This is a genomic window from Bizionia saleffrena, from assembly GCF_008086175.1.
GTDB lineage: Bacteria > Bacteroidota > Bacteroidia > Flavobacteriales > Flavobacteriaceae > Bizionia > Bizionia saleffrena.
Window position 1 is genome coordinate 54,705 of record NZ_VSKM01000007.1, and the last position, 14,575, is coordinate 69,279.

13 protein-coding genes are annotated in these 14,575 nt (G+C 36.6%); 7 read left to right on the forward strand and 6 right to left on the reverse strand.

The annotated features are described in order from the left end of the window. Nucleotides 1–17: 17 nt before the first annotated feature. The gene (locus ES676_RS08025; protein WP_148369806.1) at nucleotides 18–755 is read right to left on the reverse strand and encodes a hypothetical protein; all 738 of its coding nucleotides are present in this window, start codon (nucleotides 753–755) and stop codon (nucleotides 18–20) included. A 117-nt stretch (nucleotides 756–872) separates the two neighbouring features. On the opposite strand from ES676_RS08025, the gene ES676_RS08030 reads away from it, so the two are divergent. The 6 genes from ES676_RS08030 to ES676_RS08055 all read left to right on the forward strand — a co-directional run bounded on the left by ES676_RS08030 (nucleotide 873) and on the right by ES676_RS08055 (nucleotide 7,523). After that, nucleotides 873–1,514: a thymidine kinase gene (locus tag ES676_RS08030; protein ID WP_148369807.1), complete on the forward strand. Its 642-nt coding sequence runs from the start codon at nucleotides 873–875 to the stop codon at nucleotides 1,512–1,514. Next, nucleotides 1,507–2,613 (forward strand): alanine racemase, encoded by a 1,107-nt coding sequence (gene alr, locus ES676_RS08035; protein ID WP_148369808.1) that lies wholly within the window; start codon nucleotides 1,507–1,509, stop codon nucleotides 2,611–2,613. The genes ES676_RS08030 and alr overlap by 8 nt, the downstream gene beginning before the upstream one ends. A 92-nt stretch (nucleotides 2,614–2,705) precedes the next feature. Then, entirely contained in the window at nucleotides 2,706–3,107 is a 402-nt protein-coding gene (mscL, locus tag ES676_RS08040) for a large conductance mechanosensitive channel protein MscL (RefSeq protein ID WP_148369809.1), read from the forward strand. 131 nt (nucleotides 3,108–3,238) lie between these two features. Next, nucleotides 3,239–4,228 carry an aspartate-semialdehyde dehydrogenase gene (locus ES676_RS08045; protein ID WP_148369810.1) on the forward strand — a complete coding sequence of 330 codons (990 nt, stop codon included), beginning with the start codon at nucleotides 3,239–3,241 and terminating at the stop codon, nucleotides 4,226–4,228. Between the two features lie 141 nt (nucleotides 4,229–4,369). After that, nucleotides 4,370–6,526 (forward strand): prolyl oligopeptidase family serine peptidase, encoded by a 2,157-nt coding sequence (locus ES676_RS08050; RefSeq protein WP_148369811.1) that lies wholly within the window; start codon nucleotides 4,370–4,372, stop codon nucleotides 6,524–6,526. Nucleotides 6,527–6,605: 79 nt separating this feature from the next. Then, the gene (locus ES676_RS08055; RefSeq protein ID WP_148369812.1) at nucleotides 6,606–7,523 is read left to right on the forward strand and encodes an ABC transporter ATP-binding protein; all 918 of its coding nucleotides are present in this window, start codon (nucleotides 6,606–6,608) and stop codon (nucleotides 7,521–7,523) included. Here ES676_RS08055 and ES676_RS08060 read toward each other — a convergent pair. The 4 genes from ES676_RS08060 to ES676_RS08075 form a co-directional block, all read right to left on the reverse strand. Then, nucleotides 7,507–7,968: a 3-oxoacyl-ACP synthase gene (locus ES676_RS08060; RefSeq protein WP_148369813.1), complete on the reverse strand. Its 462-nt coding sequence runs from the start codon at nucleotides 7,966–7,968 to the stop codon at nucleotides 7,507–7,509. The two genes, ES676_RS08055 and ES676_RS08060, sit on opposite strands and share 17 nt — an antisense overlap. Further along, nucleotides 7,955–8,650 (reverse strand): monofunctional biosynthetic peptidoglycan transglycosylase, encoded by a 696-nt coding sequence (gene mtgA, locus ES676_RS08065; RefSeq protein ID WP_148369814.1) that lies wholly within the window; start codon nucleotides 8,648–8,650, stop codon nucleotides 7,955–7,957. The genes ES676_RS08060 and mtgA overlap by 14 nt, the downstream gene beginning before the upstream one ends. Beyond that, on the reverse strand, nucleotides 8,650–9,768 hold the full coding sequence (locus ES676_RS08070) for an NAD(P)/FAD-dependent oxidoreductase (RefSeq protein WP_148369815.1): 1,119 nt from the start codon (nucleotides 9,766–9,768) through the stop codon (nucleotides 8,650–8,652). Before ES676_RS08070 ends, mtgA begins: the two co-directional genes overlap by 1 nt. A gap of 94 nt (nucleotides 9,769–9,862) precedes the next feature. Then, entirely contained in the window at nucleotides 9,863–12,532 is a 2,670-nt protein-coding gene (locus tag ES676_RS08075; protein WP_148369816.1) for a zinc-dependent metalloprotease, read from the reverse strand. A 263-nt stretch (nucleotides 12,533–12,795) separates the two neighbouring features. On the opposite strand from ES676_RS08075, the gene ES676_RS08080 reads away from it, so the two are divergent. Continuing rightward, nucleotides 12,796–13,107: a hypothetical protein gene (locus ES676_RS08080; protein ID WP_148369817.1), complete on the forward strand. Its 312-nt coding sequence runs from the start codon at nucleotides 12,796–12,798 to the stop codon at nucleotides 13,105–13,107. Nucleotides 13,108–13,166: 59 nt separating this feature from the next. Here the strand turns inward: ES676_RS08080 and accC are convergent, their stop codons facing one another. After that, complete coding sequence (accC, locus tag ES676_RS08085) at nucleotides 13,167–14,525, reverse strand: acetyl-CoA carboxylase biotin carboxylase subunit (RefSeq protein ID WP_148369818.1); 1,359 nt, start codon at nucleotides 14,523–14,525, stop codon at nucleotides 13,167–13,169. Nucleotides 14,526–14,575: the final 50 nt, after the last annotated feature.

Here is a 14,575-nt window from a genome sequence, read left to right on the forward strand (position 1 = left end):
TTTAAACTGGAATTAACTTAATTAAATTTCGCTTCAACAATTTCCATAAAGCGCGTTTCGTACTCTTCTTTTCCTGTCCAATGATTATAATCTGGTTTAACCACGTCAATAATAAATGCTGAGGCTTCAGAGTAAGATCCAACGGTGTTTAATTGAGAAATGACGCGAAGATAATCGTCACTTTCACCCTCAAATAAGTGTTTGATAAAAGCGAGTTTATCATTCAATCCTATAGAAAAGGCCTTGTCTTTTAATTTATCATTTAGCGATTTTTTTTCATCACTAAGAGATGTTCCCGTTACTTTATCGAAAATAGGCATGGTATTAAAGTCGGCCGTAATATCATCAAAATCGGTTTCATGCTGTTTCATTTGCTTGTTTACGGAGTCCACAAGATCATCAACTTCTTGAGATTCTTCCGGCATTTGGGCTACCATATCTTTAATTTTCTCCATTACAGGCTCCATAATCCCATCATCTTCATTCTCATCTAAGTTAATATAGGTTCGGTTTTCAACTTCAATATTATCACTTACCTTATTATTAAACGCCACATCTAACATATCAAAAAACGACGAATCGTTACCAATGGTTGGCAGCGTGTCTTCAAAATTATGTTGTGCAAATTTTAAAACCGTTAGTTTTTCGTATAATTCTGCGACTTCTTTATGTAATCTATCTATGTCTTCTTTTCCTTTTAACTTTAGAATCCTGTGCGCAATGCTTATTAATTCTGATTCCAACTTCTTCTTCATAATTAAAAATTTTATAATTTTTGAATTTAATGCAATTTAGGCTTTTGATTTTTAATAAATTTGAGCCACCTTTATAGAGAACGAAAATTCATTTCGTTCTTGAGTTAAAATTACAAAATGTTTCTCGAAAATACAGTAAATCAAAAAGAACAATTTGGTTGGATAGAAGTTATTTGTGGATCTATGTTTTCTGGTAAAACCGAAGAACTTATCCGCAGACTAAAACGCGCCCAATTTGCAAAACAACGTGTGGAAATTTTTAAACCTACCGTCGATGTTCGCTACGATGAAGATCTGGTCGTATCGCACGACGCTAACCAAATACGGTCTACACCTGTTCCTGCGGCCGCAAACATTCCTATTCTAGCCGATGGCTGTGATGTGGTTGGTATTGACGAGGCTCAGTTTTTTGATGACGAAATTGTACGTGTCTGTAACGATCTAGCCAATAAAGGCATTCGTGTTATTGTGGCTGGTTTAGATATGGATTTTAAAGGCAACCCCTTTGGGCCAATGCCTAACTTAATGGCGACTGCCGAATACGTTACTAAAGTGCATGCTGTTTGTACAAAAACAGGGAATTTAGCACAATTTAGCCATCGTAAAGCAAGCAGTGAAGCCTTAGTTTTAATAGGAGAAACCGAAGAGTATGAGCCTTTAAGTCGTGCCGCTTACTATAAAGCTATGGAACGTGAGAAATTAAAGGCCTTAAAAGTAACTGCTGTCGAAGAAATAAAACAAAACAAACTTGATGTCTAAAGCACAAGGAACCGTTTTAGAAATAGATTTAAAAGCTTTAAAACATAATGTTGCGTTTTTGAAATCGCGCTTACAACCCAATACTAAATTTCTTGCGGTAGTAAAAGCATTTGCTTATGGAAGCGATAGTGTTGAAATAGCTAAGTATCTTGAAGAATTACACGTTGACTACTTTGCTGTTGCTTATGTTAGCGAAGGTGTTGTATTGCGTGAAGCGGGTATAACTACCCCTATTTTGGTGTTGCACCCATTGCCAGAATCTTTCGAAACGATTATAGAACATTGCCTAGAACCGAGCCTGTATTCCACGCGTGTTTTACAAGCGTTTATAGCTGTTGCTGAAGACAAAAAACAATCTAATTATCCCATACATTTAAAGTTTAATACGGGATTAAATAGGCTGGGTTTTGCTGAAGCTGATATACCCAATGTACTTTCAATAATACAAGACAAAAGAGCCATTAACGTCACTTCCTTATTTTCTCATTTGGCAGCCAGTGAAGACTTAAAGGAAAGCGCATTCACATTACAACAAATTGAGCAGTTTATAAGCATCGCATCTACAATGGTTAACGGCTTAGGCTATACACCGTTGTTGCACCAGTGTAATACTTCGGGAATCTTAAATTACCCAAATGCCCATTTTGATATGGTAAGAAGTGGTATAGGCTTGTATGGTTATGGTAACGACCCAAAATTCAATAGTTATTTAAAGCCCATTGCGACATTAAAAACGATCATTTCGCAAATACACACCTTAAAAAGTGGCGATAGTTTAGGTTATAACCGGGCATTAAAAGCCACCGAAACGTTGCGAACGGCAACTTTACCTATTGGTCATGCCGATGGCATTGCGAGAGCTTATGGCAATAGAAAAGGCTACGTTATTATAAATAACCAAAAGGCACCTATTTTAGGCAATGTGTGTATGGATATGATAATGGTAGATGTAACTACTATTAAATGTAACGAAGGCGACGAAGTTATCGTTTTTGGAGCCCAACATACGGCCGAACAATTTTCGGAAACCATCTCATCTATTTCTTACGAAATATTAACAGCCATCTCTCAACGTGTAAAACGCGTGTTTTATAGATAAATTCAGTTTATAGGTTAATCTTTTCGTTTTTTCATCAAAAAATTAACTACTTTGTTAGTTGTTTATTCAATAACTAACTTAAAACACCACTTATGTTTAAAGAATTTAAGAAATTTATAATGACTGGAAATGTCATTGATTTGGCGGTTGCCGTTTTATTAGCTGGCGCAATGGGGCTCGTTGTGAAAGGTTTTGTTTCTGATATTATGATGCCAATAATTGGTCACTTTGCTAGTGGTTTAGATTTTGCAGATATGAAAATCGTTCTCGACCAAGCCATATTTGCTGCCGATGGAACGGTTATAAAAGCAGAAAATGCTATTATGTACGGACAATGGATTAACACCATTATTAATTTAATCATTGTTGGTTTTGTATTGTTCCTTATAGTAAAAGCTTACAATAAAACAAAAACACCACCAGCGCCTGCAGCGCCTAAAGGCCCTACAGAATTAGACATTTTGAAAGAAATTAGAGATGCTTTAAAAAAGTAATTTAAAAAGAGTTATTACCCTAAGCCGCTTTATTTGTTAGAGCGGCTTTCCTTTTATGAAAAAATTAGAACTTTTATAAATAACAAGAGTTGTAAATAGCATAAGTTTGTAAGATTAAATGTTATAAAAAAATGAAATTAGCAGTTGTTGGAGTAACCGGAATGGTTGGAGAAGTTATGCGTAAAGTTCTAGACGAGCGCCAATTTAAAATCACAGAATTTATTCCTGTGGCCTCACAAAAGTCCGTTGGAAAAACAGTCGATTTTAAAGGTAGAACATACACTATTGTTAGTTTGGCAGATGCGGTGGCTATGCAACCAGATATTGCTTTATTTTCGGCAGGCGGAGACACCTCTTTAGAATGGGCTCCAAAATTTGCCGACGTCGGCACAACGGTAATCGATAATTCTTCAGCTTGGAGAATGGACGCTTCAAAAAAATTAATTGTTCCCGAAATTAATGCCACAACCTTAACGAAAACCGATAAAATTATAGCGAATCCTAATTGCTCAACTATTCAAATGGTGATGGCATTGGCGCCGCTTCATAAAAAATATAAAATTAAACGCATTGTAGTATCGACGTACCAATCTATTTCTGGAACAGGTGTTAAGGCGGTTAAACAATTAGAAAACGAATTGGCAGGTATTAAAGGAGAAATGGCGTATCCTTATCCAATACACAAAAATGCTATTCCACATTGCGATGATTTTGAAGATAACGGTTACACGAAAGAAGAAATGAAACTGATTCGTGAAACACAAAAAATTCTAGACGATAAAACAATTGCCGTTACCGCAACAGCAGTGCGCATTCCAACTTCTGGAGGACATAGTGAAGCGGTAAATGTTGCGTTCGAAAATGACTTTGATATTTCTGAAGTTAGAAAGTTATTACACGCCACTCCCGGGATTATTGTACAAGATAATCCCGATGTAAATGTGTATCCAATGCCTATTTACGCGAATGGTAAAAACGATGTGTTTGTGGGTAGAATAAGACGCGACGGTTCGCAACCTAACACATTAAACCTTTGGGTGGTAAGTGACAATTTACGCAAAGGTGCGGCAACCAATACGGTGCAAATCGCAGAGTATTTAGTTGAAAATAATCTGGTGTAACTTCAATCTCGGACAGATTGCTGTCTTTTAAAACTATAATTCGTGAAAACGATATAACTATACTATTAAAAAAGGGTTTGTTTATCTAAAACAAGCCCTTTTTTCATTATTTTTGAGATCACTCTATAAACACATCGTATAATGAAAAAATTAGCGCTTTGCTTATTAACCCTTTCAATGCTTATGTCTTGTAAAAACGAACAGCAAGAAGAAAAAAAAGAAATCACGGTTAACTACCCGGAAACCAAAAAAGTAGATACGGTATCTAACTATTTTGGAACTGAAATAAAAGATCCATACCGTTGGTTGGAAGATGACATAAGTGCCGAAACTGGTGAATGGGTAACACAACAAAACGAAACAACTTATGGCTATTTAGATAATATTCCGTATCGTGCAGACTTAAAAAACCGCTTAGAAACACTTTGGGATTACGAAAAAGTAGGCGCGCCTTTTAAAGAAGGCAAAAATACTTATTTCTATAAAAATGATGGTATACAAAACCATTATGTAGTCTACAAAAAAGACGGCGATAAAGAGGACGTGTTTTTAGACCCTAACACGTTTTCTAAAGATGGCACAACCTCTTTAGCAGGATTAAGTTTTACTGAAGATGGTACCCTTGCCGCATATTCTATTTCTGAAGGTGGTAGCGATTGGCGCAAAGTAATCGTTATTAAAACAGAAACTAAAGAAGTTATCGAAGACACTCTTCAAGACGTGAAATTTAGTGGTGTGTCGTGGAAAGGAAACGACGGCTTTTACTATTCTAGTTACGACAAACCAAAAGGAAGCGAGTTGACTGCTAAAACAGATCAGCACAAGGTGTATTACCATAAATTAGGAACAGCCCAAAAAGAGGATGTTATTGTTTACGGTGCAACACCTGAAGAAAAACACCGTTATATTACGGCCTCAGTGACTAAAGATCAGAAATACGTAGTGTTATCGGCTGCTGTTTCCACCTCCGGAAACAAACTTTTTATAAAAGATTTAAGTAAGCTCGATGCGCCTTTAGTGCCCATTATTAATAACACAGATTCTGATACGCGCTTAGTTGAAAACGTGGGTAGCACACTGTACTTATACACTAATTTAAACGCTTCAAACGGAAAAATTGTGACTGTGGACGCTTCAAATCCTTCAGCAGAAAACTGGAAAGATTTTATTCCTGAAACTAAAAACGTACTATCCATCTCTAAAGGAGGCCATAATTTCTTTGCCGAATATATGGTAGATGCCGTATCAAAAGTAACGCAATACGATTACGATGGTAAGTTAATTCGTGAGGTAGATTTACCAGGCATTGGTACTGTGGGATCTATTGGAGGAGACAAAGAAGAGACAGAATTGTACTATTCCTTTACAAATTACAATACGCCAGGAAGTATTTATAAATATAACGTGGAGACTGGAGAATCTGTAAACTACTGGAAACCATCCATAGATTTTAAAAGTGAAGACTTCGAGTCTAAACAAGTGTTTTACACCTCTAAAGATGGCACGAAAATTCCAATGATTATTACCTACAAAAAAGGTCTTAAATTGGACGGAACCAACCCAACAATGCTATACGGCTATGGTGGTTTCAACATAAGCGTACAACCTAGTTTTAGCATTACAAATGCCGTTTGGTTAGAGCAAGGTGGCGTGTATGCCGTTGCTAATTTACGTGGTGGTGGTGAATATGGTAAAGAATGGCACAAATCGGGAACGAAAATGCAAAAGCAAAATGTATTTGACGATTTTATCGCTGCCGCGGAATACCTAATCGATAAAAAATACACAACCTCTAAACGCTTAGCGATCTCAGGCCGCTCTAATGGTGGTTTATTGGTTGGCGCTACAATGACGCAACGACCAGACTTAATGGCCGTAGCGCTACCAGGTGTTGGCGTGTTGGATATGTTACGCTACCATACGTTTACTTCAGGGGCCGGTTGGGCTTACGATTATGGAACAGCTGAAGATAGTAAAGAAATGTTCGCATATTTATTGGCATACTCTCCAGTACATAACGTTAAAGAAAACGTAGAATACCCAGCCACTATGGTGTTAACAGGCGATCACGATGATCGTGTGGTACCTGCACATAGTTTTAAATTCGCTGCCGAATTACAAGCGAAACAATTTGGAAGCAATCCGAGATTAATTAGAATTGATGTTAACGCAGGTCATGGGGCAGGAAAACCAGTAGATATGCAAATCGAAGAATGGGCAGATATTTACGGCTTTACCCTTTTTAATATGGGTTACGAAACGTTACCGAGTACACATCAAGAAAATACAAAAAGTTAAGTTTTCTTTTTTATAAATTACCAAACCGCTTGTTTTCAAGCGGTTTTTTTATTCTTATTTTTACACTTAAATTGAGACAATGCTTCAAGTACAACATCTTTCATTTGGCTATACCACAAACCCCATCTTAAAAGACATATCTTTTTCGGCGCAGGCAGGCGATTATATTGCTGTTATTGGAGAAAGTGGCTCTGGAAAAAGCACCCTTTTAAAGCTCATTTACGGAGAGTACGATTTAGATAGTGGGAATTTATCTTGGAACAATGAAGCGATCCTCGGACCAAAATACAATTTAGTAGTTGGTACTGATTTTATGAAATATGTCGCTCAAGAATTCGAACTAATGCCCTTTATTTCGGTTGAAGAAAATATAGGGAAATTCTTGTCTAATTTTTTTCCCGATGAAAAAAAAGAACGTACCGCAGCGCTTTTAGAAGTTGTAGAATTAACTGCGTTTGCCAAAACAAAAGTAAAATTATTAAGTGGCGGACAAAAACAGCGAGTGGCTTTAGCGCGAGCGTTAGCCAAAGCACCCGAAATTATACTATTAGACGAGCCATTTAGTCATATCGATAATTTTAAGAAACAATCGCTAAGACGCAATGTTTTTGAATACTTAAAGAAGCAAAATATCACCTGTATTGTGGCGACGCACGACAAAGAAGATGTTTTAGGTTTTGCCGATAGAATTTTGGTTTTAGACCACGCTAAAATTATTGCCGATAACACCCCTGAAAACCTTTACAAAGCACCAGAAACCGCTTTAATAGCTTCCTTTTTTAGTGAGTTTAGTGTTATAAACGAAACCTTTATTTACGCGCATCAATTGCACGTTGTTGCCCATTCTCCTCTCAAAGCTATAATTACTAACAGCTATTTTAAAGGTGCTTATTATTTACACCGCGCCGATATAAACGGAAACAGTGTGCTTTTCGAGCATCCTTCATCCATAACCATTGGCGAGTCTGTGTGTTTACAGATTACAAAACCTGAATAATAGTACTTTTTATATCCCTAAACACAATACTATCTCCCACTGTTTTACCCATTAATAATTGTCCCATAGGCGTACTTGGAGAAATAGCGTAAAACACCGTGTTATTCCATTCTAAACGTCCCGCACTAATGGCGATGTAGTAATTAACATTCGTTGTAATAACCATACTTCCTAACCGAATCGTAGCACCTATGATTTTTGAATCCATTTTTGAAAGGTGCTCTTGTAGTTTTTGAATTTCAGCCAACTGCTGCCCTGCTTTTTCACGTTCTATTTGAAGCATCGCTCTGCCCGTTTCGTGTTTATCGCCAGCACTACTTTTAGTTTCCGAGGTTAATGACTGCTGAATTTCGAAGATGGTATGTTGAATGGTTTGTCGTTTTGCTTCAATAAACGCGGCACATAAGTTATAAAGCGCTTGTTTAGACTCTTTATTTTGATTCATTGTCAGTTTTAAATTCAAGCCGTCCAAAATAGCCCATTTGTTTAACAATCCAATTTTTTCGTCCTTGAATGTAAGTCGATGCCGGATGTGCACGATAGCGTAACGGACTTGGTAAAATGGAAGCTATAGCAGCAGCTTCATACGTCGTTAATTTAGCAGCCGATTTTTTAAACCAATAGTTGGCGGCGGCTTCTGCACCATAAATGCCATCCCCCATTTCTATACTGTTTAAATACACTTCTAGAATGCGTTCTTTACTCCAAATAATCTCTATTAAAAAGGTGAAATAGACTTCGAAACCTTTACGCACCCAAGTTCGTTGTGGCCAAAGAAAAACGTTTTTTGCCGTTTGCTGACTTATAGAACTAGCGCCTCTACTCTGTTTTCCTTTTTGATTGCGCTCGAAGGCTTTTCCAATCGCTTTGATATCGAAACCATTATGGTTTAAAAAATTTTGGTCTTCACTACAAATTACCGCTAATTGTAACTTTTTGGATATGGCTTCCATAGGCACCCAGTCGTGTTTCCACAACGTTCTGTTAGTCTCCTCGTTTTCGAAATATCGAATAACCATTAAAGGCGTTGCAGGCACAGGCACAAATTTGTACAAAACAACACTGGCGATGGACACTACAAAACACCAAAAAATAAGCTTAAGAAAAAATCGAAATATGCGTTTCATTATGTTGTTAATTCTGCTAACTGTTTACCAATTAAACTACCAATAGCTATTCCCATTCCGCCTAATCTTACGCCGCAATATACGTTATTACTCACTTGTTTTAATAGTGGTTTTTTCTTATTTCCCACGCCCATTATTCCACTCCAACGCATATCAATTTCAAAAGCTGTTGTGGGTAAAATAACTCTTTTTAATAGGCTATCTAAGGTGTTTTGGATTAAAGGTGTTTGTCCGAATCGGGTCGTTTCTTCTGTTTTAAAATCTAAATGTCTGCCGCCGCCAAACAACACGCGATCGTTTATGGTTCTAAAATAGTAATAGCCTTTATCTATATGAAACGTGCCCTTAAAAGGCAAATTTGCTATGGGTTTAGTAATTAACACTTGTGCTCTTGCTGGTTTTACGACATCGGTTTGAAGAATTTTTGACGCAAATCCGTTTGTGGCAATACATACTTTTTGCGATGAAAACTCGAAACTATTGGTTTTTAGGCTTACCTTATTTCCGCAATCGCTTATTACTTCAACCGTAACACTATTTAAAATTTTTATGCCAGAAGCCTGTACTTTATGTAGTAATGTTGTCATTAATTTCCCGGTATTCAACTGACCTTCAAAAGCATTAAATACATAGTGATTTTTAATATTTTCAAATCCGAAGCTATTGTTCTTTACAGAAAACACGGGGGCATTAAAGAGGGGTTTTAATAAAGAATTAATGCTTTCTTTTTTCTGTAAACACGTTTCGTAAGTATTAGTTTCATTGTGCGTAAACAGCTCGTAGCCACCGTAATGTTTGTACCCAATGGCTTGCTCTCCTAACGTGTGTTTTAATAGTTTTAAACCTTCAACACGCTGTGTAATGAGTGCTACAACTTCCTCTTCACTATGGTGCTTTAAATCGTCTAATATTTCGCTTAAACTACCAAAACAAGCAAAGCCTGCATTTTTGGTACTAGCGCCTTGCGGCATTACACCTTGTTCTACAATTAAAATAGTCGCTTTTGGATACTTACTTTTTAAATGTAACGCGCAGGTTAACCCCACGATACCGCTTCCAATAATTGTAAAATCGATGTTGGATAGCCAGCTTTGTCGTTCCCAATAGGATAGATTCATAGCACTAATTTAAGGTATTATTTTTTAAAATTAGGGCATAAAAAAACTCCGAAATTGCTTTCGGAGTTTTAACTGTATTACAAAGAAATAGAAATTACTCTACAATAATCTTTTTAGTAAAGGTTCTAGAACCGTCATTTACATTTAATAAATACATTCCAGACTGTACATTCCCTACGTTAATAGTTTCGTTGAATGCTCCAGAATTGTTAAATCCTTGAGTATAAACTGAACGCCCTCTAATATCGAATAACTCTAAAGATACGTTACTAGACGTTGCGTTAAACTTCACATTAAACTCACCGTTATTAGGGTTTGGATAGATTGCAAAATTATTTTCTAATGTGTAGTCGTCTGTACCTAAAGTTGTAGTACAGAATTCTATAGACCAGTCGTTAAAAGTACCTGTATTACCCACTTCAAAATCGGCCATAATAAGTGTCCAATCCCCAGCAGCACTAAGTCCGTCAAAGTTTGATAAATCTCCAGAAGAAGAAAAAGTACCCGTAATATTATCACCACAAACAACCGGTGGTGAACCTACTGCAAAAGTAATATCAAAATTAGAGCTCCCTACACATTCAAATCCCCAAAGAGCTATAAATGTACCGTCTGGGTGTTGAAGTTGCACCACCATATCACTTAATTCAGGGTGTGTAATATCTACGTTAACTTTAATTGTAGTATCAGTACCAATAATAGAAGCTTCAGGTACGTTAATTACATTACCTACTGCTTGACCTTGTCCGCTACCTGTTGCTACACCGTCTGGAATAGCAGTACCTAAAGGTCCTGATTCGTATAGGTTACACGTTTCTGTAACCGTACTGTTTAAAGAAAAGTTTTTCTGGTTTATGTTAAAGAACGCATTCCCCACAGCTTCTACCATAATACGGCAAAAAGGAGCCACTGCACTTGGTGCTGTAACATCGTAAGAACCATTATTGGCTACGTTAGATGCTAAAACAGTATCAAAAGTAAGACCTCCGTCTATAGATAATAAAATATTTACATTAGAGACGTTTATTCCTGCTCCTGTTGTATTAGCAACATCCCAAGTAATTGTTTCTGTATCTCCTGTTGACCAGCTAATTCCAGCTGTGTCTTGAGACGTTACAATAAATGGTCCCGCAGCATTACTCCACGTTACAACCATATTATCAAAATCATTAGCAGCACCACCTGGCTTATTATCTCTAACTGTTAGTCTAAAATCTGCTGTTCTTGCTACTGTAGGAACTTTTTCCCATTGACCTCCATTAAAACCTAATGAAACCAAGTCCGACAACTTCGGAAATGTTCTTGTTGTATTGTCTGTTGGTAAATAGGATCTAAACAAAGGCTCATTACTATTAGTCGCTGTTGGATCTGGATAAGCCGTAGCCGCATTATTTTCATCGTATTGTTCCCAACAATAAGTAAGCGCATCCCCAGTGTCTGGATCTGTAGCCGTACCCGTTAATCTAAAAGGCGTACCTATAGGCAACAATAAATCGGCACCTGCATTAGCTGTTGGTACACTGTTACCTGTAGCTGTTTCAATATCGCAAGTTCTAGTTGCTACATGCGATGTTACTTGTTGAATTGATATAGCATGAAAATAAGGATCTGAGTTAGACTGAACATCGGTTGCACCAGTAATACCAGCATAACCCATTATTGTAGATCCACTACCTGGTTCCATTTGAGCAATTCCATTTCCCTCTGACTGAAAAGTAAACGTGTGACGTCCACCAAATTGATGACCCATTTCATGCGCTACATAATCAATATCAAAACTTACTCCCGAAGGATTTGTACTTGTTGTATAAGCACTTCCTTTTGAACCAGCAATACAGATACAACCAATACACCCTGCATTACCATTGTTTCCAATACCTGCCATTAAGTGTCCTATATCATAATTAAGGTTACCTATATTTGTATCTAAAGTAGATTGTAAGGTACTATTATATCCTGCATCTGCAGTGCTGCTATAAGGTTGTGCTGAAGGGTCTAAGTATACTACGGCATCATTATTTGCAACCAATACCATTGTAACATTAAAATCATTCTCGAAAACTGCATTAACCGTAGTCATTGTGCTCACAATGGCTGCATTTACTAATGGTAAAGTACCCCCATGAAATGTAGAATATTCTCCAGTTACAGACATCGCTAAATCGAAGGTGTGTAATGTACCGTCAGCTGAACTGTTTGCGTTTTGAGCGACATCTTCAATATTTTTTGATAATACATCAGGAGTTGTACATTCAAATTGTTGACTTTTACTATTGAAATTATCTTTTTTGCTAATTGCGATTGTTGATACATTAGTCTTACCAGGTTCTATAACCATTGTATTTCCTTCGTTTCCTGAAAGAATAATACCTGACATACCCTTGTAAGGAGATACACTGAATCTTAAATAAGAACTTGGTGAATCAATTCCATATCCAACGTAAGATCTAATTTGTGGATATTGCGCTTGTAATTCTGGAGCCATAACTGAAGCTTCCTGAATTAAATAACTCTCTAATTCACCTTTAAGATTTGGTAATTCAAGAACTACATTATTAGATTGTTCATTAGAAATCCCTCTTTTTTGTGCCTTAGTTAAATCTCCCATTAATTGATCAATATCAAAAGAATACGTAGTTCCTTTCGCTATGCTAATTTGTTGCTTGGAATCAGCCACTTTTTTAAAGTGATTATTCTGACCAAATACCGAAAAACAAAACAGGAGCATTGTTATCGATAGAACATAATGTAATTTTTTTTTCATGATTTACTTTAAATTATATTAATAAGCCCTAAATATACTTTGTAATTCACCGAGTACAAAGTCAAAAAAGTTAAATTACTTAACATAATTAATAGATAGCACTTTTTTTTGTGTCATTATAACAATAAAAGCGAACAGCATTACACGTAATTCCCTGAATGTGTGCTAAATTACCCCCTATTTTATAGCGACAATAAATAATGGCCGTAACTGATGAGATTGATAGCGCTTGCACTTAAATTTTTGGCGGAGAAAACAGGCTCTTGGCTTTTGAGTACAAGCGCAACCACATAGAAAATACTGAAGACGATAACTACCAAGAGTTTGTCTATATAGAATTACAGAATACTTTAGAAAACGTTACCCTTGAAAACAGTAACTTACAAGATGTTAAAGTTACTTTTGTGAAATTGTGTTATTGTAAAGGGCAAATGGGCGCCTATAAAGTGAAGAACGGAAAACTTCAGATTAGTAAACTTGAAGCGTCAACCTATCACTTAGAACTTTCCTTTAAGGTAACTGAAGTGTCTCAAATAATAAATAGTATTACTAGAAAATTTTCAATCGCCAATTAATATTCGTTGCGTTTAAAGCAAAAAAAAAAGCGACTTAAAATTAAGTCGCTTTTTAGTTTTTACTCTTCTTCTTCTTTAGGTTTTTCCATTACAAAATCTTCCATAAATTTAGTGGTATAATTTCCAGCTAAATAATCAGGATGATCCATTAATTGTCTATGGAACGGAATGGTTGTTTTTATACCTTCGATAACGAACTCGTCTAAAGCGCGTTTCATTTTATTGATAGCCTCTTCACGAGTTTGCGCTGTTGTAATTAACTTCGCTATCATAGAGTCGTAGTTTGGCGGAATAGAATATCCAGCGTAAACGTGTGTGTCTAAACGAACGCCGTGTCCTCCTGGAGCGTGTAATGTTGTAATTCTTCCTGGCGACGGTCTAAAATCATTAAAAGGATCTTCAGCATTAATACGACATTCTATAGAGTGTAATTGCGGTAAATAGTTTTTACCAGAAATTGGCACTCCTGCCGCTACAAGTATTTGCTCTCTAATTAAATCGAAGTCAATAACTTGTTCTGTAATGGGGTGTTCTACTTGAATACGGGTATTCATTTCCATAAAGTAGAAGTTTCTGTGTTTATCTACAAGAAACTCTACAGTACCAGCACCTTCATACTTAATGTATTCTGCTGCCTTAACCGCAGCATCACCCATTTTTTTTCTAAGCTTATCGGTCATAAAAGGAGAAGGCACTTCTTCTGTTAACTTTTGATGACGACGTTGAATAGAACAATCACGTTCTGATAAATGGCAGGCTGTTCCAGTAGAATCGCCTACAATCTGTATTTCAATATGTCTTGGCTCTTCAATCAGTTTCTCGATATACATATCGTCGTTTCCGAAGGCCGCTTTAGATTCGTATCGCGCAGAATCCCAAGCATTTTTTAATTCTTCTTCTTTCCAAACGGCACGCATACCTTTACCACCACCACCGGCAGTAGCTTTAAGCATTATTGGGTAGCCTGTTTGTTTGGCAATTTTAATACACTCTTTAAAATCTTTAATAATGCCTTCACTTCCTGGCACACAAGGTACTCCAGCCTCTAACATTGTTGTTTTGGCCGAGGCTTTGTCTCCCATTCGCTCGATCATTTCAGATGAAGCACCAATAAATTTAATATTGTTCTCTTCACAGATTTTCGAAAACTTAGCGTTTTCAGATAAAAATCCGTACCCTGGATGAATAGCATCTGCATTAGTTATTTCGGCAGCGGCTATAATGTTAGACATTTTTAAATAAGAGTCTGCACTTGGTGGTGGCCCAATACATACAGCTTCATCTGCAAATTTAACGTGTAAACTTTCGGCATCTGCAGTAGAATAAACAGCTACAGTTTTAATCCCCATTTCTTTACAAGTTCTAATAACACGAAGTGCTATTTCCCCTCTATTTGCAATTAGTATTTTTTTAAACATAACGTTTTATATTAAAAATTTCAAATTCCAATCGTTTTTAACGACAAGAT